The sequence below is a fragment of the Hansschlegelia plantiphila genome (assembly GCF_027922265.1).
GTDB classification, from domain to species: domain Bacteria; phylum Pseudomonadota; class Alphaproteobacteria; order Rhizobiales; family Methylopilaceae; genus Methylopila; species Methylopila plantiphila.
In genome coordinates this window covers 65,202-85,055 of record NZ_BSFI01000023.1, presented here as the reverse complement: position 1 = coordinate 85,055, position 19,854 = coordinate 65,202, and the positions used below count along the sequence as shown (strand labels likewise).

General features: G+C 65.3%; 18 protein-coding genes. 3 read left to right on the top strand and 15 right to left on the bottom strand.

Annotation, left to right across the window (positions count from 1 at the left end):
* Positions 1–16: 16 nt before the first annotated feature.
* The 11 genes from PKE75_RS16970 to PKE75_RS16920 form a co-directional block, all read right to left on the bottom strand.
* Positions 17–922, bottom strand: a complete 906-nt coding sequence (locus PKE75_RS16970) for an SDR family oxidoreductase (RefSeq protein WP_271169934.1) — start codon at positions 920–922, stop codon at positions 17–19.
* Positions 919–2,052, bottom strand: a complete 1,134-nt coding sequence (locus tag PKE75_RS16965) for a glycosyltransferase family 4 protein (protein WP_271169933.1) — start codon at positions 2,050–2,052, stop codon at positions 919–921. Before PKE75_RS16965 ends, PKE75_RS16970 begins: the two co-directional genes overlap by 4 nt.
* Complete coding sequence (locus PKE75_RS16960) at positions 2,049–2,885, bottom strand: class I SAM-dependent methyltransferase (protein ID WP_271169932.1); 837 nt, start codon at positions 2,883–2,885, stop codon at positions 2,049–2,051. The genes PKE75_RS16965 and PKE75_RS16960 overlap by 4 nt, the downstream gene beginning before the upstream one ends.
* A 274-nt stretch (positions 2,886–3,159) precedes the next feature.
* Positions 3,160–4,338 (bottom strand): glycosyltransferase, encoded by a 1,179-nt coding sequence (locus PKE75_RS16955; protein ID WP_271169931.1) that lies wholly within the window; start codon positions 4,336–4,338, stop codon positions 3,160–3,162.
* A gap of 39 nt (positions 4,339–4,377) precedes the next feature.
* Positions 4,378–5,340, bottom strand: coding sequence for a class I SAM-dependent methyltransferase (locus tag PKE75_RS16950; RefSeq protein ID WP_271169930.1), 963 nt, complete (start codon positions 5,338–5,340; stop codon positions 4,378–4,380).
* Between the two features lie 2 nt (positions 5,341–5,342).
* Positions 5,343–6,176 carry an O-methyltransferase gene (locus PKE75_RS16945; RefSeq protein ID WP_271169929.1) on the bottom strand — a complete coding sequence of 278 codons (834 nt, stop codon included), beginning with the start codon at positions 6,174–6,176 and terminating at the stop codon, positions 5,343–5,345.
* A 77-nt stretch (positions 6,177–6,253) separates the two neighbouring features.
* On the bottom strand, positions 6,254–7,561 hold the full coding sequence (locus PKE75_RS16940; RefSeq protein ID WP_271169928.1) for a UDP-glucose dehydrogenase family protein: 1,308 nt from the start codon (positions 7,559–7,561) through the stop codon (positions 6,254–6,256).
* Positions 7,562–7,701: 140 nt separating this feature from the next.
* Positions 7,702–8,802 carry a glycosyltransferase gene (locus tag PKE75_RS16935; protein ID WP_271169927.1) on the bottom strand — a complete coding sequence of 367 codons (1,101 nt, stop codon included), beginning with the start codon at positions 8,800–8,802 and terminating at the stop codon, positions 7,702–7,704.
* A complete protein-coding gene (locus tag PKE75_RS16930) occupies positions 8,799–9,698 on the bottom strand; it encodes an FkbM family methyltransferase (RefSeq protein ID WP_271169926.1) in 900 nt (299 codons plus the stop codon). The genes PKE75_RS16935 and PKE75_RS16930 overlap by 4 nt, the downstream gene beginning before the upstream one ends.
* Entirely contained in the window at positions 9,695–11,026 is a 1,332-nt protein-coding gene (locus PKE75_RS16925) for an oligosaccharide flippase family protein (RefSeq protein WP_271169925.1), read from the bottom strand. Before PKE75_RS16925 ends, PKE75_RS16930 begins: the two co-directional genes overlap by 4 nt.
* Positions 11,027–11,157: 131 nt before the next feature.
* Positions 11,158–11,904: a class I SAM-dependent methyltransferase gene (locus PKE75_RS16920; protein WP_271169924.1), complete on the bottom strand. Its 747-nt coding sequence runs from the start codon at positions 11,902–11,904 to the stop codon at positions 11,158–11,160.
* 234 nt (positions 11,905–12,138) lie between these two features.
* Here PKE75_RS16920 and PKE75_RS16915 point away from each other — a divergent pair, with 234 nt between their 5' ends.
* On the top strand, positions 12,139–13,188 hold the full coding sequence (locus PKE75_RS16915; RefSeq protein ID WP_271169923.1) for an EpsG family protein: 1,050 nt from the start codon (positions 12,139–12,141) through the stop codon (positions 13,186–13,188).
* A gap of 27 nt (positions 13,189–13,215) precedes the next feature.
* On the opposite strand, the gene PKE75_RS16910 is transcribed toward PKE75_RS16915, so the two are convergent.
* The 4 genes from PKE75_RS16910 to PKE75_RS16895 form a co-directional block, all read right to left on the bottom strand.
* Positions 13,216–13,641 carry a hypothetical protein gene (locus PKE75_RS16910; RefSeq protein WP_271169922.1) on the bottom strand — a complete coding sequence of 142 codons (426 nt, stop codon included), beginning with the start codon at positions 13,639–13,641 and terminating at the stop codon, positions 13,216–13,218.
* 77 nt (positions 13,642–13,718) lie between these two features.
* On the bottom strand, positions 13,719–14,504 hold the full coding sequence (locus PKE75_RS16905) for an acyltransferase family protein (protein WP_271169921.1): 786 nt from the start codon (positions 14,502–14,504) through the stop codon (positions 13,719–13,721).
* 218 nt (positions 14,505–14,722) lie between these two features.
* The gene (gene rfbA / locus PKE75_RS16900) at positions 14,723–15,613 is read right to left on the bottom strand and encodes a glucose-1-phosphate thymidylyltransferase RfbA (RefSeq protein WP_271169920.1); all 891 of its coding nucleotides are present in this window, start codon (positions 15,611–15,613) and stop codon (positions 14,723–14,725) included.
* A 287-nt stretch (positions 15,614–15,900) separates the two neighbouring features.
* Positions 15,901–16,407 carry a FecR family protein gene (locus PKE75_RS16895; RefSeq protein ID WP_271169919.1) on the bottom strand — a complete coding sequence of 169 codons (507 nt, stop codon included), beginning with the start codon at positions 16,405–16,407 and terminating at the stop codon, positions 15,901–15,903.
* A 650-nt stretch (positions 16,408–17,057) separates the two neighbouring features.
* Between PKE75_RS16895 and PKE75_RS16890 the strand changes: the two genes are divergently transcribed.
* Together PKE75_RS16890 and PKE75_RS16885 are read left to right on the top strand one after the other, a co-directional pair.
* Complete coding sequence (locus PKE75_RS16890) at positions 17,058–18,230, top strand: HlyD family secretion protein (RefSeq protein ID WP_271169918.1); 1,173 nt, start codon at positions 17,058–17,060, stop codon at positions 18,228–18,230.
* Complete coding sequence (locus tag PKE75_RS16885) at positions 18,227–19,828, top strand: DHA2 family efflux MFS transporter permease subunit (protein WP_271169917.1); 1,602 nt, start codon at positions 18,227–18,229, stop codon at positions 19,826–19,828. The genes PKE75_RS16890 and PKE75_RS16885 overlap by 4 nt, the downstream gene beginning before the upstream one ends.
* Positions 19,829–19,854: the final 26 nt, after the last annotated feature.

Below are 19,854 nucleotides of genomic sequence, written 5' to 3'. Positions count from 1 at the left end.
GCTGGGAGCAACCTGTCTACAGATAATCCGCATAGTAGTTCTCAAGGTACTCCTTGAGGCAGATCTTCCAGTCGCGCATGACGTTGAGTCCGCGCATGTCGAGCTTGCGGGGCAGCAGCCGTTCGGACGGAGGGCGCGCGGCGAAATACTCCTTGGCGAAATGCTCTGAACTTACCGGCGTCACCTTCACCTTCTGGTCGAGTCCGAGCAACCGCACGAGCTCCTGCGCGACTTGGAGGCGGCCGGTGACGCCGCCGCACACCATGTTGTAGACGCCCCAGTGCTCATGGGCGAACAACAGGCCGACATTGCGCGCGAAGTCATGTGTGTAGGTCGGCGTCCCGAGCTTGTCGTCGACGACATGCAGCTCCGTCTTGCCGGCCTTGATCTGCGAGATGATCTTCTGGACGAACTTCTTGTCCTTGGCCGGACCGCCGCCCATCATCCAGCCGGCGCGGCAGACGAGATGCTTCTCGACGTTCTCGGCCACGAACCGCTCGCCCATATATTTTGAGCGGGCGTAGTGGCCAAGCGGCTTGGGTTGATCCCAGTCGTCGTAGGTGTCCTGCAGCCCGTCGAAGATGCCGGCGGTCGAGATGTAGAGCAGCGGCACGCCCAGCCGATTTGCGATGTGGCAGGCGTTTTCGACCGCGAGCGTGTTGGTGCTGTAGGCCTCCTCGTAGTTCTCCTCGCAGAACTCGAGGCTCGTGTGGGCGCCGATGTGGAACAGGTAGTCGGGATGGAAGTCCTCGACCTCCTTGCGGTAGGCCCCGGCCTCGCGGAAATCGAGATAGCTCAGCCAGTCGGCGTTGACGTCGATATCACTGCAGCGGAGCGTATTGGCGGCCCCGAAGACCTTGTGGAAGGCTTCGCCCAGCATACCGCCGCATCCCGCGATATAGACGCGCTTGTCGTGGATCATCGCTTGTCCTTGAACACCGAGCTCAACACCCTGTCGTAGTCGTCGCCTACCGCCTGGAGCGAATAATGCGCGACCGCGGCGGCGCGGGCGGCCCCGCCGAGCCGCGCCCGGAGCGCCGCGTCGTCGATCAGCCGTTCGAGAGCCGCGAGCCATTCCTCGTCGGTCCTGACCAGAAGGCCGTTCTGGTCATGTGTGATGAGCAGCGGCGTGGTGCCGACCTCGGTCGCCACGCATGGCAATCCGAACGCCATGTACTGGATCGCCTTCAGGCCGCTTTTGCCAAGAACCCAGTCGTTGATCGGGAGCGGATAGACGCCGATGTCGAGCTCCTGGAGGTCCTCGACCTCCTTCTCCTTTGTCCAGCGCACGATCTCGAGGTCGACGCCCGGCAGCGCGTAGTCGAAATTGCCGATGACCCTCAGGCGAAACGTCCGCCGCGCCGCGAGCTTCAGGAAGACGTCGTCGAGCAGGGCTAGGAACGGCATCGACGAGAACGTTCCCGTCCAGCCGATCGTGATCGGACGGTCCGCAGGCTTCGGCCCCGAGGGCGCGAAGCGGTCGGTGTCGATCGAGGACGAGATATAGGTCGCGGCTCGGTTTTCGTTGATGCCGAGACAGAAGTCGTTGAGGAAGGGCGACGAGGTGATGACGTGGTCGGCCTTGGCGATCAGGTGGCGGATCTTGCCCGGCCCCTTGAGCCACCGGACGATCGGGTTCGGGTTGTGCTCCTTGGGAAGCGATTGTCCAAGAAGCACGTTGTCCTCGACGTCTAGCACGAGACGCTTTGCCAGCCGCCGCGTCAGCCGCTCGAACAGCGAGGTGCCAAACGGCGTGACCCACATGAACACGTAGACCACGTCATAGCGGGCGATCCGCAGAATGTCTCGGAGACGGCGCATGTGGCCGCGCAGCGTGCCCGCGACTTTCTGGGCGTAACGGCCCTTTTCGTACACCACGGCCCACATCGCCTCGTCCATGAAGGACGACACGTCGATGTCGTAGCCGTTCGCGCGCCAGCGATCGAAATACTGCTCGTATTTGAGCCGCTGTCCCGCCGCCACCCCGATTGGGAACGGACAGATGACCAGCATGCGCCGCCGGATCGCAGGAGCCGCAGACGGGGCCTTCACGCCAGCTTCATCCCGCACGCCACCCAGTAGGGCTCGCGCTCCGAGACCACGACGTCGCCAAGTCCGGCCTCGCTCATCATCCGGACGATCTCGCCGCGCGTGAACCGCTGTTCGAGCGGAGTGCCGAACCGGTCCCGGCTGTCGGTGCGCATCGTGTAGAAGCTGAGGTTTCGGTAGTAGGAGAGCGGCAGCGCCGACACGTCCGCGCCAAGGCGCTCGGCGAGCCGTGCGCCGCGCGCGAGCGGCCAGTAGACGGTCGCGGCGAGCGCGTCGGTCGCAACCGACTTCGGCCGGTCCGGCAGGCCGCTGACCGTCCGGCGGAACAGGTCGCTCGCCCTCCACAGCGCGCGGAACCAGGCCGGACGGTTGTCGAAGCGGTAGTAGAGATAGAGCAGGAACGGCGCGCCAGGCTTCAGCAGCTTCGTGCAGGCGCGCAGCGCCGCGGCGGTGTCGGGGATGTGGTGCAGCACGCCGAGCGAGTAGCCGAAATCCTGGCTCGCCTCGCCGAGCGGAACGTCGTCCGCGCCGGCGTTGTGAAACGAGACGTTGGCCTGCGGGCCGAGATTGCGGCGCGCCACCTCGAGCGCCTCCGCCGACGGATCGATGCAGTTAAGCCGCCCGACCCGTGGCGCGACGCCACGCGCCCAGCGTCCCGACCCGCAGCCCATGTCGAATCCCTCGGCGCCCTCCGCGAGCCTCTCCCACGGAAAGATCGCGAAGTAGGCGTTGAACATAGCTTCCCATTCGACGCCCCCGAGCGACGACTGATCGTAGCGCGCCCATTCGTCGCCGAACGACCGGACGGTCTGGCGATCGATGTTCTCGTCGTTCATTTGATCCCCCGCCCGGGGGCTTGAGTATGAAAGCGGGCGGCGGGCCCTCGGTGGTTTCTGAAATATTCGAGAATGTCGCGCGGCCTTAGTTCGTCGTCGCTGCGCCGTCCCATCAGGCATGGAATCCCGTCGAACACTGGAAAGCCCTGACGGAACTCGCAATCTTCGCTTGTGCACCGCATCGCGCGAATTGCGGCGTGCTCGACCGTCATATCCGACGCTGACGAACAACGCGGGCAAACCGCCCCCGCGGCCACGGCCGGGCGAAACAATCTCATGCCGGCGACGCCGGTCTCGGAAACCGGTCCGCGCTCAATTGGCGATAGATCGCGTCGTAGCGTTCGACGCCTGTTTCGAGCGAGAATAGGTCTTTGGCCGCTCGCGCGCACCGCTCCCGGATATCCGGCTCACGCGTCAACGCGACAGCGGCGACCGCCGCCCCCTGCATACTTTCGCGATCGAAGCCGTCCATGACCACCCCGACACGCCGGGACCGAAGCAGGCCGGCCACGTCGCCGACGCCAGAATTCCCCACGCAAGGCACGCCGCAGCCGAGATACTCGGCAAGCTTGGTGGGCGCCCGGCCGGCGGCCGAGAAAGTCGGCTTGTAGAAGGCGGCGGCGAGATCCATGCGTGAAACGAGTTCTGGAACCCGAGAGTGCTCGGCGGAGACGACTTCGATGGTCTCGGCGTCTACGCCTGCGCGCCTGATCGAGGACGCGATCAACTCGTGATCGTTCCTGTTCACCACCAGAAGCTGCGCGTCGGGCTGCACGTCTCGGATCGCCTGGAACAGCTCGAGCGTCTCGTCGAACAGATAGCCGGCGCCCACGGAACCGAGATAGCCGAATGTGAACGGGCGGTCGGCCCGCCGCGGCCTGAGCGTGAAGCGGTCGAGGTCGGCGCAGGTCGGGATGACCGTGACGGGCGGCAGGCGCCCATCGAGGTAATCGAAGCCTGATACGATCCGGGCGGACGCCTCGGTCAGAGTCACGATGTGATCGGCCGCGACGAAGAACTGCTTTTCGAGCGACTTCACCGTCCTGTACATAGCGCCGCCAGCCGGCCAGGCGCCGCCCTCGATCCGCTCATCCGCCCAGAAGCCGCGTATGTCGAACAGGAACTTCGTCCTCGTCGCCTTTACGGCGGGCAGAGCCATTAGGGCCGGCACGTAGGACCTGGCGTGGATAATGTCCGGACGAGGGTTCGCGGTCAGAATGGCTGACTGCGCCACCGCTATGTCGTAGGCGGTGGCGAGCGCCGACGGAGACTTGTGGTACCGATACGGCGTCCACCGGATCCCCGCCGCCTTGAGGCGATCGCGCATGGCCGACATCAGCGGCCCGTTCGCGGCGTCCTGCTTCTTCTCGAACGAGATCAAGCGAATCTCGTGGTCGACTGCAAGCGGCGCAAGATAGCCGAGCACCTGACTCTGGCCCAGCGGTTCCAGCATCCCGTCATACGAAACGTAAAGTATTCGCGGCATGATCGATCACGCGGCCGATTTTCGCAGGAACACGGTCAGCTGCAGCCCGGTCTCCGACCGTTCCATGATCTTCCTGAGCACGCCATGCGTCACGGACGGCAGATTGTAGATCGATGCGACGTCGACCCAGTGCCGCGCGATCTCATAGCCCGCCCGCTCTCCATGCTTGCGAAACGAATCGATCGAAAATTCGTAGAGATGGAACGGCGTGTGCATCGGCGACGTGTTGGTGACGTAGCCGGTTCCCGACGCGCTGTAGAACAGGTTCAGGATGCGGGACACGAGATGCCGCGAGTTCGGAACTTCGGCATGAATGACGCCGCCCGGCTTCAGCCATCTCAATGCTTTCGAGATCGATCCGGCCGGATCGTAGAGATGCTCAAGAACGGCGCCGAAGGTGATGAAGTCGAAGCTGTCGGCCACGAACTCGACATCCTCGATCGAGCCGAGCTTGAAGCGCTCGGGGTCGCGCCCGAGAATCGCCTCGGCTTTCTCGAAGAACGGTTCTGACGGCTCGAACCCGGAGACGTCGAAGCCCGCATCGCGCATCACGCGCGCGGCCTTGCCGAGACCCAGCCCGACGTCTAGCGCCGTCATGCCGGGTTGGAAGCCGATCAACTCCTTGGTCGCCGCGATCTGGCGCGCGTAATAGCCAGGCGCCGGCTCGTAGCTGACGCTGTTCCAGTAGGTCTCAGGCGGGACGGCGTAATGATCGCCGATCGAATCGGGAATCGGCTGTGGGTTCGCGAACACCAGGTCGCAGGTCATGCATCGACAGACCGTCACCGCGACGCCGGTCTTGCTCCTCGGCCGGCGACCCTGAGTCTGGTTGAGACGAAGACCGAGCACCTTGGCGGCCGAGACCGGCGCGCCGCACATGTTGCAGGCCTCGGCGGGCCAAAACCGGTATCGGATCGGTTCCGACCGCGCGACGACGCCGGCCGTCTCGGCATTTGCGATCTCTGACATGACTACTTCCCAGCAGGTGTCGTCGCAACGGCTGCGGCGGATGAAGCGAGCCCCTTTGATCCGCCCGCGCAGCCCGGCTTCCTCACCACGCCCACGAACTTGTTGGCGTAGGCCGTAACCGCGAAAGGCGCGCGCAGGCGCTCCATATCCTCGGCGAACGCCATGTTGTCCTGGATGTCGTCGCAGACGAACAGGCCGCCCGGCGCGAGCGCGTCCCAGAGCAACGGGAAGCCATACCGGCGCCCGTACCAGGACTTGTCGCTGTCGTAGTGGCAGAGGTCGAGCGGGCCGCCCGCCGCCCGGATCGCCTTTTTGAGCCCCCGGCGGTCAGGCTCTCGGATGATGGTCCAGGGCGCACGCAGGCGCTCCGGCACCACGATTCCGACGAACGCGTCGTTGCCCATCTTCGGATAAGGCATGTCGACGCTGACGAGACGGCGGTCCTCCATCCCGTCGAAGGCCGACAGGATAGCGAGGCTCGACCAACCATACGCGACCCCGGTCTCGACCACGCGGCGCGCGCCCGTCAAACGCACGGCGGCGTAAAGCAGGTTTATGTCTCCCGGACCGCCCATAGCGACCGCGGCCTTGCGGCCGAGCTCCTCGGCCTCCGCGATCAAGGCGCGGTCGATCTCGGGAACCGCCCCCGGCACGCCGACCGCCGCCAGCGCCTCCGCGACCGGCACGGCGCGGGCGCCCGCCCATGCGCGCGCCTTCGCGGCCTCGACCGGACCGTCACGGTCGGGGCGGAACATCCGCGCGCCAAGCTCCATCGCCTGCGCCCAATGGCTCGGACGCTGCGCGAACCAGAGCGCCGTCCTGAATTTCTCGATCAACTCGCGGCGTCATCCATACGGTCGGACAAAGGCCCGCTGCGCACAAAGCAGATCGGAGGGCGCCGGCGCAAACCAAATCAGCCCGGCCGCCCCACGCTTGAATAGGCGAACCCCCGAGAGGTCGCCTCTTCGCCTCCGTATACGTTGCGCAGGTCGACAAGGACCGGCGCCGCCATCACGTCCTTAAGCCGCCTAAAGTCCAGCGCCCGGAATGCATTCCATTCGGTCACGATCACCAGGGCATCGGCGCCCGTGGCGCAGTCGTAGGGGTCCGTGGCGTATTCGACAGGACCCAGCAGCGGCCGCGCCTGCTCGACGCCTTCCGGATCATAGGCCCGGACCGTCGCGCCGCCGTCCAGCAACCCGGCCACGATTGAGATCGAGGGCGCGTCGCGCATGTCGTCGGTGTTCGGCTTGAACGTCAGGCCAAGCAGCGCGATCGTCTTGCCCCGGACCGATCCGCCGCAGGCCGCAACGACCTTGCGCGCCATGGCGCGCTTCCTGTGGTCGTTCACCGCCACGACCGTCTCGACGATACGGACCTGCACGCCAAAGTCCTGAGCGGTCTTAACGAGAGCGAGGGTGTCTTTTGGGAAGCAGGAGCCGCCATAGCCCGGCCCGGCGTGCAAAAATTTGGCGCCGATGCGCTTGTCGAGCCCGATGCCGCGCGCGACCTCCTGGACGTCGGCCCCGACCTTCTCGCAGAGATCCGCAATTTCGTTGATGAACGTGATCTTGGTCGCAAGGAACGCGTTCGCGGCGTATTTGATGAGCTCCGCGGTGCGCCGTCCGGTGATCAAGATCGGAGCCTGGTTGAGGTAGAGTGGCCGGTAGACCGCCCTCATGAGTTCGGCTGCGCGCTCGTCCTGGACCCCGATGACGATCCTGTCGGGCCGTTTGAAGTCGTCGATCGCCGCGCCCTCGCGCAGGAATTCCGGGTTCGATGCGACCGCGAAATCAGCGTCGGGCGCCGTCTCTGCGATGATGCGCTCGACCTCGTCGCCGGTGCCGACCGGAACGGTCGATTTGGTCACGATCACGGTGTAGCCGGTGAGCGAGGCCGCGATCTCGCGGGCGGCCGCATAGACATAGGACAGGTCGGCATGGCCATCGCCGCGCCGCGACGGCGTCCCGACCGCGATGAACACCACGTCGGCCTGAGAGACCGCATAGCCGAGCTCTGTCGAAAACGACAGCCGCCCCTGCCTGACCGTGTCCGCCACCAGCGAATCAAGGCCAGGCTCGAAGATCGGGATCCCACCGGCCTTCAGCGCGTCGATCTTTGCGGGGTCCTTGTCGACGCACACGACCGTGTGCCCGAAGTCGGCAAAGCAGGCCCCGGAGACAAGTCCGACATAGCCAGATCCGATCATGGCGATACGCAAATTCAGGCCTCGCTCTCACGGCGCGGGAAGGCTGCGGAAACCGCGGCGTAGCAGACGCTTGCTAAATCACCGTGACGTCGAACGCCCAAGCGGCGTCGATGAGGTCACGCTCGCTCGGCGCGAGTTTGCCGAGCGAGAGGTCACGGGGCAAGAAGATCGAGATAGCGGCGCGCCGCGTTCGCCAGAGAAAAGTCGGCGGCCCGGCGCTTCAGCGCCTCCGGATCACGCGGAGCCGACAGCGCTTCAGTCATCGCGGCCGCCAGCGCGTCGACGTCTCCGACCGGCGTCAGCCGCCCCCAGCGGCCGCCCTCGAGAATCTCGGCTGGCCCGGACCGGCAGTCCGTGGAGACCACGGGCAGGCCCGCGCTGAGCGCCTCCACGATGACGTTGCCGAAGCCTTCATAGTCGGAGGCCAGCACGAACAGGTCCGCGGAGCGGAAGAACGGCGTTGGGTCGGGGAAGAAACCGGGCGTCAGCACGCGGTCGGCGACCCCTGAGGCGCGGGCGGTCTCCTCGAGTTCGGACCTCAGCGCGCCTTCGCCCAGGATCATCAGCTTCGCGTCGACTACCGGCGCGAGCCGGGCGAGCGCCCGGATCACGAGCCCGTGGTTCTTCTGCGGCTTGAGCGAGCCGACGCAAAGGATCCGGCCGCCCCTGGGAGCGCGCCACAACGCCTCCGCCTGCTCGAGGGTCCCCCGGTCGGTTTCGGGCCGCGCCGGCATGGGATTGTGAATCACCGTGAAACGCTCGCGCGGCAGGCGCGAGAGCCGGACGAGATCCTCGACCACGCCGTTCGAAACGCCGACCAGCCCATCTGCGAACCTATAGCTCGCCGCGATGCTGGCGGGCAGCGCCGCCCGCGTGGCGGCGCCCGCGGCAGCATACTGGCTGCCGAGATTGTTGTGGTCCGACAGGACGAGCCGCGGCCGCCGCCCCGACAGCGCGCGCGCCGCGACCGCAACCACAGTCAGCGGCCAGATCGCCGCCAGCACCGCATCCGGCTTCTCGCGGCGGATATACGAGGCTGCGGCTGGGGCGCCCGCCACCAGCCGCCCGGCGTCGAGCCCGAACACCCGCGCCCTGCGGGGCGTCTCGGCCAAGAGCTCGCCTTTCCTTCGCCAGAGGACGAAATCGACGTCGAAGCCTTGGTCGATGAACTGCTGCGCGAGCGAGAGCCGTACCCGCTCGACGCCGCCGCCCTTCAGATCCGGCAGGAAGATCGCGACGCGGCGCCGATTCATGGCGCCGTATCGGCTCCTGGCGCACGCGACGCCAGCGAGTTGCGCCCGTCCAGACGCCTGACCTCGTGGGTCTTCTCGAGAACGACGCCGGCGCTCGCTGCGTCGCTCCACTTCTCGAAGATGACGTGCTCGATTCTGGCGACGCCCTCGCCCGCACCCCGCAGCGCGCGCTCCTCGACGCCCTCGACGTCCATCTTCATCAGGCGGACATTCCCTAAGTCTGCGATCACCGCCGCGAGCGTCGTGGTCTCGACCTCTACGGCGCGCCGTCCGGGCGACGCAATATCGGTCGAGACAGACGCCTGGCCGAACTCGCCCTCGGCCACCGTCGCAGTGGCGATCTCGCCCCCGACGTCGGACAGCGCGCGTTCGACCACCGTGACGTTGTGAAGTCCGTTCATGCGGACATGCTGGCGCAGCAGGGCCGCGGTGTCGGGCATCATCTCGATCGCCACGACATGGCCCGCCGACCCCACGATCCTGGAAGCCAGAACCGTGTAGAAGCCGACATTGGCGCCGGCGTCCAAGAACACGTCGCCGGGCCGAAGAAGGCGCTTGATCGCCTCGAGCACCGCCGGCTCGCGGTGCGGCAGCACGTGGTAGAGGTCGTCGCTATTCGCCCGCAGCCTGAAGCGGCCGACTGCGGCCACGTCCACGACCACGTCCTCGTCGGTGGTCGGATGATGCCAGCGATCGAGGCCCGACAGACTTGTGATGGGCGCCGCCAGCAGGGCGCGTCGCAGGATCGCGCGATCGCGACGCCCGGCCCCGCGGAGCACGCGCGCGATCGCGGCCCACTGGCGCAGCCGGCCGGCATAGTGGATCGACCGGCGCAGCAGCGTCCGCACTGGATCCGGTAGCATCGTCTTCAGGATCGTCCGGGCGGCCTGCGTCACTTCGGCTTCATCCTGTTTACGACGACCGACAGCAGAGACGCCTCGACATTGAGCCGGCGACGGACCCTCACGTTGAGAAGGACGCCGCGAAGCAGCACGCCAGCGATCACCCCCCAGGCCGCTCCCATAATCCCGTAGTTCACGGTCAGCAGGAGGATCGCGCCGATCATAATGACGAGCGAAATCGCATAGGAGGCCATCAGGAAGAATTCGTCATCGGTGGCGTTCAGTATCGTGGGCGAAATGCCGAACGCCGCGATGATCAGCTGTGCGACACCGAGCAGCATCAGAGGGAGCCAGGCGTCACGGTAGGCGACGCCGAACAGGAACTCGATGGCGGCCGGCCCGAGCGCGTATAGCACGACCAGCAGCGCCGCCGTCACGGCCGACGCCACAAGCGCCATCGCGGTGGCGGTCTTCTGCAGCCGCGCCATGTCGCCGTCAGCGTATAGCCGCGGCACGATCGGGGCCGCCACCATGCTGAACAGCGCATAGGGCATGCTGAGGAAGGCCGCGCTCGAGACCGCCACCCTGAACACGCCGAGATCGCCCGCAGAGACGATCGCCGAGATCAGGATCACGGTGGCGTTGCCTTCGATCACCCTCAGGAGATCCGTGCTCCCCATCGGAACCGCGCTCCTGAACCATCGGCGCGCCGTGACGGCCGGCGGAAAGCCCGACGCCTCACGGGGGCGGGCGGCGGCCACCCAGGCGAGCGAGACTGCGAGCGTCACGAGTCCCGCCGCCGCGTGGATCATCAGCGCCTGCCCGGCGTCGAGCGCATGAGTGAACAGCCAGACGGCCAGCAGGCCGGCCGAAAGCAGCGCAGGGCGCACCAGCGTGTCGAGCGATTGGCCCCCCACGATCACTCCGAAGCCCCGCAGAATCGCAGCAGTAAGGCTCGTCAGTGCGAGGATCGGAATGAGGATCGCGACCTTGGGCTCTAGGCCCTGATGCCCGCGCCCCAAGGACTCCACCAGATCGATCCGATAGGCGAACAGGACCGCGGCGGCGGTCGAGGTCGCGGTCACGAGGGCGAATGACCACAGCAGGAAGCCGTTCAGTTCGCTCCATCGCTTGCGGACGCTCGAGACCGCAAGCTCTCTGGTGGCGAGCGGCGGCGCCCCGAGCGTCGCCACCACGACCACGATCGCCACGACCGAGATCACGAGCCCATAGGAGCCGTACTGCTCGGGCCCAAGATAGCGGGCGAGTTGCACGCCGCAGAGAAACGTCACCGCCATGCCGGCGATCCGGACGCCGGCGCTGCCGAGCGTCGTGCAGACGAGGCGACGCGCGAGCGAGCCCGGAACAAACGGCAGTCTCATCGGGCGCCGGTCCTCGGCGGCGCGGCGCGGAAGCTGTCCTTGCGCAATCCGGTGCGATCCGGAGCGCCCGCACCGCAATGGCGTTGCGCAGCTTGGCTGCACTGCGACCCATGTGGACGAGTGGTCACGGCTCACCGCTTCCGCAGGATCATGCAGAACGACTCGCAGGCGTCCTCGCCTTGAACCGCCCGGGCCACGAGCTGGTAGACCCGCCAGCCGAGATAGGCAGGCAGGAACACGTAGAAGTATCCGCTCACCCAGAACGTCTTGAGGAACGCGACCGACAGGCCGTTCTCCTCGGCGAGGCGCCGCATGTCGCCCGGCGTGCACTTGTCATAGGGAGCCGCGAAGCCGTCATGTCCTTCCTCCGTATAGGGAAACGCCGCCCCGAGCAGCTTCTTCTTGACGTCATGGCCAAGGCGCCTGTTCAGCCGGGCGAACAGGGCGTTGCGGCATGGGCAGAACGTGAAGGCCTCGCCGCCCGGCTTCAGCAGACCCGAGATGCTGCGGATCGCGCCGGCGGAATCGTGCACGTGCTCGAGCGTCGCCTGGCAGATGATCCGATCGGCTTTGCGGTCGTTTGAGAACTCACAGAGATCGGCCTCGATGATCTCGTCATAGCTGCCCTCGGGCGCCGCCCGCAGTTCGTCGCCGCTGATGTCCACTCCGATGACCGTCAGGTTGAGCGCGCGCGCCTGCTCGACCGTGAACCATGGCCGCGAGCCTCCGCCGACGTCGTACACCACGTCGCCATCGCGGAACCCGTTCTTGAGGACGTTCTTCTGGAACCAGAAATTTCCGTCGGTCCGATAATCCTCGGGCAGCCGCTGGTTGATGACGCGCGCCGCCGCAATGTTGAGATTGAGAAAGCTCCGCAACACCAGACCGTCACCCTCGCGGTTTTCGAATTCATCGCAACGAGCGCATATCGGCTCGCCCAAGCCTTTTACGCTTGGTCGGCTAAAGTCGGAATTGGCGAGGACGGAAAACCCGCGATCCGTGCTGCGAAGCCCCTATCGCGGAGGCTCCTTTGATCGGCGTTGATCTCGCCATGCCTGGCGCGCTAAGCCCCATATGGGCGCCGATGGCCGGCGGGAGATGGGACGCTTCCGTTGATCTACAACCTCATCTTCTTCTCAAGCGCGCTGGCGAACGTATTCACCTCGAATCAGCGCCACGCTCGTCACGCTCTCTACATCGCCATCATTCTGTTCCTCTTCGTTTTCGTCGGATTCCGGTGGCACGTCGGATGCGACTGGGGGAGCTATCGCAATCACGCCGAATCGTTCGGCCCTCTGCCGTTCAGCGAGGCCTTTGCGGGATCCGAGCAAGCCTACTGGCTGCTCGTCATCGCGCTCAATCGCCTCGGATTCGAGTATCCTGCGATCAATGTCGTGACGTCCGCGGTCTTTTTTCTCGGCGTGCACAGCATCGCGCGGCGGCAGCCTGACCCCCTTCTCTATATCACGCTGCTGTTTCCTCTGCTCGTGACCGGAATTCCGATGTCGGCGACGCGGCAGGCGCTTGCGATGGGAATATTGTGCTTTGCGTTCAACGCATTCCAGGACAGGTCGGCGGTGCGTTTCGTTGGCTGGGTCGTTCTGGCGGCGCTGTTTCACCAGAGCGCGATCGCGTTTATCTGCCTTGCGCCGATCCTTGTCGCGACCAGCCTTCAGGGCAAGATCGCGCTCGGCGTCCTGCTCGCGGCGCCGGCTGCCTATTTTCTTCTGACGAGCAACGCGGCTCAGTCTTACACAGACCTTTATGTAGGCACGATCCACGACGCCGCAGGAGGCCCTGCACGTGTCGCCATCGTTGCGATGACCGGATCGGCTTTCCTGTTATTCCTCAGAAAGCGCTGGAGATACTTTTCGCCCCATGATTACGAACTGGCGCTTTATTTCAGCATCATCATGATAATGGCGGCTCCCCTCGTCCTATATTCTTCTGTTATCGGCGATCGCTTTGGCTATTACACGATGTTGGTCGCCTACATCATTCAGAGCAAGGCATACCTGATGTATCGAGGCAGCGAGCGGATTTTCGTTTTTTCGCTGCCGTTGATCGTCTCCGGCGCCGCGCTGCTCGGCTGGACGCAGCTGTCGTCGATCTTCACGATGTGCTGGACGCCCTACCAGACGTGGTGGGGCTGGCGGATCTGACCCGGACGCGTTCTCCCGCCGGACGCGTCAAGCGCGCCGCCCGGCCGTCGGCTGGAGCCGCCTGCGAAGCCATCGTCGCGCAAGCCACGTCCGCGCCTCCGTCTGGCGCGAGAAAGCCCAGGCCAGCAGATAGACCACTGCCATGACGCCGAGATAGAGCGAGACGCCGGCTCCGTCGGTCGGCCCATATCCCTCCGCGATCTTCGGAAACCATCCGGTGGCGTGGGCCGCGCTGAGCAGGAACAGCGCCGTCGGGAAATGGATCAGGTAGAGGCTGAACGAGAAATCCGCCATGCGCCGGTTGAAGCCGGACACGCGCTCCAGCGGCTTCGAAGCCGCATGCCTCATGCTGACGAGAAGCCAGCAGAACGAGGCCGCGACCCAATAGTTCTTGAGAAACCGCAATGTCGCGTCGGCGTCGAAGACGTTCTGATAGGTGCGGACGGCTATCATGCCGGCTATGAAAACGCCGAACGCGAGGAGAGGTCGCTCATAGCTTCCCCTTGGGACGCACCCCGCGCCGACGCCGATCAGCCACAGGCCCATAAGGCCGATGAATTCGGGGCCGAGGACGAGGAAGATCGCGATCGATCCGGCGAGCGCCAGCGCGGCCGACACCCCCGCTTGCGGCGGCCCGCCAGGACAGCAAACCCGAAGGCGAAATAGAACCAGAACTCCGCCGAGATCGTCCAGAGCGGGTAATTGCTGCCGAATGTCGGCGACAGGAAATGCTGCAGCAGGAGGACGTTCATCCCGAACGTCTCGGCGTTCAGGTAGTTGGTGACGGCCCCTGTCGCGATCTTCTGCTGGATCATGGGCTGAGTGTTGTCGTAAAGGCCAGCGGCTCCGAACCATGTGGAACCCGCCACGTCGAGAACCGCGGTGAGCAGCAGGGCCGGCAGGAACGCCATGTAGATCCGCGTCACCCGGTCGATCGAATAGTCCCGGAACGACCACGTTCCCGTCTGGACTTTTCCGACCGCCAAGCCTCCGACCAGATAGCCGCTGAGGACGAAGAACACCACGACGGCCTCGGCGTGCCAGCCCGTGACGAAATACCAGAGCTTCACCGGAACCGTCCGCTCCGCCGTAGCAACGTCGCCATAGCCGAGAAACATCGGGTTCCTGAGGTGTCCGACGAACACCATCGCGGCCGCGCTCCAGCGCGCCAGATTAAGGAACGACGTGAATGTCGGCGCCGCCACGTCGGCGCAGGTCTGTGCGGGATAGGCGGTTTCGCCGGACGCCACGCCCGCGATGATAGCCGCCTCAGGACCGGAGACCGCGCCCGCGCCATCCGTTTGCCTTGGCGTCACAGGTCAGCTCCTGCACCGGGAAGGGCTGCTCCTAAGGCGCAGCCGGGTGATGAAAGCGCGGAGCGCCTGGCCTCACGCGAGTGTCGCCGATGGTCCTGCACGCCTCGGATATCTACGCCCGCACGCGTGCGGCGCGCGCTCGTTGAACGTTCCGGAGAAGAATCCGAGATTCTCCGCGAACCGCTTCGCCCGGATCTCCAAGCCGCGATTGAAGCACGTCAAGCAAGCGACAATTCCTTCACACGGCGCTGGAGATAAGCGGCGTAGCCGTTCTTTCCGAGACTGGCCGCCCTCGCCAGCACGCTTTCGGACGACACATAGCCGAACTCGAGCGCGATTTCCTCAAGGCACATGACCTTGAAGCCCTGCCGGCGCTCGATCGTCTGCACGAACGCGGACGCTTCCTGAAGACTGTCGTGGGTGCCGGTGTCGAGCCAAGCGAACCCGCGGCCAAGACGCCTCACCTGCAAGGATCCGGAGGCGAGATACCGGGCGTTGACGTCGGTGATTTCAAGTTCGCCTCTTGCCGACGGCCGGATCGAGGACGCGATGTCGAGCACGGCGTTGTCGTAGAAATAAAGGCCCGTGACAGCCCAGTTGGATTTCGGGGACGCCGGCTTCTCCTCGATCGACTTCGCCAATCCTGTCGCCTGGTCGAACTCGACAACGCCGTAAGCGCTAGGCTCGTCAACGTGATAGGCGAAGATGGTCGCGCCCGACGTTTGAGCCGCCGCCTCGCGGCAGAGCTCGGACATGCCATGCCCGAAGAAGATGTTGTCGCCGAGGATAAGCGCGACAGGGTCGGAGCCGACGAAATCGCGACCTATGAGGAAGGCCTCGGCGAGACCATTCGGTTGCAGTTGGTCCGCATAGGAGATCGACAGCCCAAACGCCGAGCCGTCGCCCAGCAGCCTCTGGAACAAGGGCAGGTCGCCCGGCGTCGATATGATAAGGATGTCGCGGATCCCCGCCAGCATCAGCACGCCGAGGGGATAATAGATCATAGGTTTGTCATAGACGGGCAGGAGTTGCTTCGACACGACCAGGGTGGCGGGGTAAAGCCGTGTCCCAGAACCGCCGGCAAGAATTATGCCCTTGCGAGTCGTCATATCAGCTTCGCCTCCCGCTCTCCGCCAAACCTTGACGATAAGGCCGGCGGCGCATGTCGCGCCAAGCTGCTGCTTTTAAGCGATCCGGGTATCAGGGCGTTTAACAACGGTGCGCGACGCCAGCTTTCACGATATTTAGGCGCCTTCTTGCTCGCTCCGAACTCCATGGACCCGCACGGTCTAGGCGAGGCAGGGGCCATCGGGTGTATCGACCAGGGCGCGGCCGAAGCAGACCCCTCGCATCAGCGAGGCTCAATCTTACTGTATCGCGGACGAGGTTCGGAAACCTACTTGCCGAGGCTCACCGGCGGCGCGTCGCCTTTGTCGTCATTATCGGCGGCGATGAAGATCGCGGCGGCTGCAGCGCCCGCGGCGCCAAGGCTTGCACCGCCAACTCCGCCGATTCCGGCCGCACGACCAACCGCCGCCTCGCCGCCGGCGCCCGCGCTAGTCACGCACACCATTTCGCCGGATCGAGCGATATCAACTGTGGAATTGGCGCGGAGGCTGAGGTTGCAGGAGGCGCCGAGCGCGATCTGCGCACTACCGTTCGGACCGACGATAACCCGTGATCCAACCTTCAGCGGAGCTCCAGGTTTACCCCGAACGAGGCCACCGCGGCCACTGACCAACACGTCGTCATTGGCTCGGGACACTTCGCCTACCCGCACGCCCTTCGTGGGAAGAGGGATCGAGCAGCCGCAGTCGCCGCCCAGCGCATCGAAGGCCGAGGCCGAGGATGCGTACGACGCCAGCATCAATCCGGCGGCGGCAGCAAAACCAAACCGCGTCAAGATTGCCCAATCCCCCAAGCACATGGCCATTTCCTTACCTACATAACGCACAAGGGCAGGGTCTAACCTTCAACAGCCCCGTCAGGCGCATCGTCAGTCGAGCCAAAGTTATGAGCTGCGGAAGCCTCGGCGGATTAGCAATGAGCTTCGAAATTCTCGATGCGCCCACAAACCAGGGAACGGTTGCACTATAACTGATCGCAGGATCACCATCCACTCCCTTCGGTCAAGGATATTTCTCGTAAAAGTTGAAATGCGATAGCGTATCCCGATGGAAGCGACGCATATGGTGCGTCATACGACCCACGCCATCTGCTGTTTGCGTAATCAGGTTCGATTGAAGTCGTTATGTCTAAACCCCGATCAGGCCGTTTCCAGGTGACCGCGTTTCTACGAAACGCTCGGAAACTGAGAGGCGGCTCATGAATGAGGGAAATCAGGTTTGTGTCCGTCTGAATGCGGCGGTCCGGATCTCACCGGGGATTTGGCGCACGCCGGCGCCGTTCGCTCGTGCTCGATCTTGCGACGAACGCCGGTCTGGCTTGCGCTTTGAGCAGGAACGTCACGCCGTGCGGCCCGTTTAGCCCCACGCTCGGCCAGACGCGCGCCGTCGGGCGGCATTCTCGATGCGCCAATCAACAGGACGAGCCATGGCGGACGGCGCCCTCGCGGACGATGCGAAGCTCTCTCGGGCTGAAAAGACGCAGCAGGACTCCGTCCGTGTCGTCGAACCGCCGGCCGGAAAGACCGCCAATCCGGCGGATGCTTCCAACGAGACCGAGAGGCCGAAACGCTTCGGCTTTCTGCGGCGGCATCCGCTCTGGGTCGCGATCGGCGCGATCGCGATAGCGGCGCTTGCAGTCGCGGGCTATTTCTTCTGGCTTGTCAGGATCCATCCGTTCGAGAGCACGGACGACGCCTTCGTCGACGCGCGCAGCTTCACCGTCTCGCCGAAGGTGACGGGCTTCGTCGTCGACGCGCCGGTCGGCGACAACCAGCACGTCGAGACGGGGGCGGTCCTGTTCCAGATAGACCGCCGTGACTATGAGGTCGCCCTCGACCTCGCCCAGGCGCAGCAGGAGGCCGCGGAAGCGGCGGTGGTGAACGCCGACGCCCAGATCGACCAACAGAAATCCCAGATCGAGGTCGCCGAGGCGCAGGTGACGCAGGCGCAGGCGACCCTGCAGTTCGCCGAACAGGACGCCGCGCGCTACAAGGAGCTCGCCCAGAAAGGGGCGGGAAGCGTGCAGCGCGAGGAATCCACGCGCTCGACCCTTCAACAGCAGCAGGCGGCCCTGACGCAGGCTCAGGCCAACCTCGGCTCCGCGCAGAAGCAGGTCAAAGCTTTGCAGGCGCAAAAGGCGAGCGCGAGCGCGCAGCTCGATCAGGCGAAAGCCCGCGTCGCTCAGGCCAGGCTCGACCTGAGCTACACGACGGTGACGGCCGCCCAACCCGGCCGGCTGGTGCAGCTGACCGGCTCCAAGGGCCAGTTCGCGCAGGCCGGCGCAGGCCTCGCGACGTTCGTGCCCGACGAGATCTGGGTGACGGCGAACTTCAAGGAGACCCAGGTCACCGACATGCGCCCGGGTCAGCCCGTCGACGTCGTGATCGACGCCTATCCCGACCACAAGATCCGGGGCCACGTCGATTCCGTGCAGCCCGGCTCCGGCGTCGCCTTCAGCCTGTTGCCGGCGGAGAACGCCACCGGCAACTACGTCAAGGTGGTCCAGCGCATCCCGGTCAAGATCGTCGTCGACCGGTGGCCGACCGACGTCGCCATCGGACCCGGCATGTCGATCGTCCCGACGGTTCAGGTCAGGTGAGCGCGGACGGAACGGCGCCCGCCGACGCGCGTGCGCCGGGCGGCGTCAATCCATGGGCCGTAGCGGTGGTCGTTGCGCTCGCGACCTTCATGGAGGTGCTCGACACCACCATCGCCAACGTCGCGCTGCGCTACATCTCGGGCGGCCTCGCCGTCGGCCCCGACGAGGCGGCCTGGGTCGTGACGAGCTATCTCGTCGCCAATGCGGTCGCCCTCACGGCGTCGAGCTTCCTCGCCAAGCGCTACGGCCGCAAAGCGTTCTTCATGCTCAGCGTGGCGATCTTCACGGCCGCCTCGGTCCTGTGCGGCTTCGCCTGGAGCCTCGAATCCCTCCTCTTCTTCCGCGTGCTGCAGGGCCTCGGCGGCGGCGGCATGGCGCCGCTGGCGCAATCCATCCTCGCCGACGCCTTCCCGCCGCAGAAGCGCGGCCAGGCTTTCGCGCTCTATGGCGTCGCGATCGTGGTCGCGCCGGTGATCGGGCCCACCCTCGGCGGCTGGCTCTCGGACAATTTCTCCTGGCACTGGTGCTTTCTCATCAACGGGCCGATCGGCGCCGCCTCGCTCGCGCTGATGGGGTGGCTGCTGCAGGATTCCGACGCGGCCATCGAGGAGCGCCGAAAGCTGAGCAAGCGCGGCGTCCGCTTCGACGTGGTCGGCTTCCTGCTGGTCGCGAGCTTCCTCGGGTCCCTTGAGGTCGTGCTCGACGAAGGTCTGCGGAAAGACTGGTTCGGCTCGAACCTGATCATCGGCTTCGCGATCCTTTGCGCCGCGTCCTTCGTCGCGATGATTCCCTGGCTGCTGACCCGCGAGAACCCGGCGGTCGACCTCACTCTGCTGCGGTCCCGCCAGTTCAGCTCCTGCTTCGTCGTGATGCTCGGCACAGGGGCGATCCTGATCTCGACCACGCAGTTCGTCCCGCAGATCGTTCAGGAGGAATACGGATACACCGCCACGCTCGCGGGGCTCGTGCTGGCGCCGGGCGGGATCGTCACCGTGATCATGATGGTTCTGGCGGGGAGGCTCTCCGGCTATGTCCAGCCGAAATGGATGATCGCGGCCGGGGCCCTGATCATCACGGTCGGGATGTATCGCCTGACCTTTCTCTACGGAGATTCGACTTACTGGTTCTTCGCGGAGGCGCGGATGTACGTCGGCGCGGGGCTCCCGCTGGTGTTCCTGTCCATCACCGCGGCGTCCTATGCCGGACTCCGGCCGGACCAGACCGACCAGGCCTCCGCGCAGATCAACATGGCGCGGAATATCGGGGGCTCGATGGGCGTGTCGCTCGCGCAGAACGTGCTGGCCCACCGCGAGCAGTTCCACCAGAGCCGGCTCATCGAGCATATCGATCCTTCCAATCCCGCCTATCAGCGGACTCTGCGGGAGGCGACCGAGTATTTCGTAAGCCATGGCGCCACGCCCGCTTCGGCGCAGAGTCAGGCGTTCGCCTGGATCGGCCAGCAGGTTCAGACGCAGACCGCCTACTGGGCCTATATCGACGTGTTCTGGACGCTCGGCGTCATCGCGTTCTGCATGGCGCCGCTCGCCATGATCCTGAAGAACGTGAAGCTCGGACGCAGCGCTCCCGCCGGGCATTGAGCCGGGCCGAGGCCCTGCGCGCGTCA

Coding starts and splice junctions, on each gene's coding strand:
- PKE75_RS16950 (WP_271169930.1), bottom strand. CDS start 5,340: ATGTCAGAGATCGCAAATGCCGAGACGGCCGGCGTCGTCGCGCGGTCG.
- PKE75_RS16910 (WP_271169922.1), bottom strand. CDS start 13,641: ATGATAGCCGTCCGCACCTATCAGAACGTCTTCGACGCCGACGCGACA.
- PKE75_RS16890 (WP_271169918.1), top strand. CDS start 17,058: ATGGCGGACGGCGCCCTCGCGGACGATGCGAAGCTCTCTCGGGCTGAA.
- PKE75_RS16925 (WP_271169925.1), bottom strand. CDS start 11,026: ATGAGACTGCCGTTTGTTCCGGGCTCGCTCGCGCGTCGCCTCGTCTGC.
- PKE75_RS16935 (WP_271169927.1), bottom strand. CDS start 8,802: ATGAATCGGCGCCGCGTCGCGATCTTCCTGCCGGATCTGAAGGGCGGC.
- rfbA (WP_271169920.1), bottom strand. CDS start 15,613: ATGACGACTCGCAAGGGCATAATTCTTGCCGGCGGTTCTGGGACACGG.
- PKE75_RS16970 (WP_271169934.1), bottom strand. CDS start 922: ATGATCCACGACAAGCGCGTCTATATCGCGGGATGCGGCGGTATGCTG.
- PKE75_RS16960 (WP_271169932.1), bottom strand. CDS start 2,885: ATGAACGACGAGAACATCGATCGCCAGACCGTCCGGTCGTTCGGCGAC.
- PKE75_RS16955 (WP_271169931.1), bottom strand. CDS start 4,338: ATGCTGGAACCGCTGGGCCAGAGTCAGGTGCTCGGCTATCTTGCGCCG.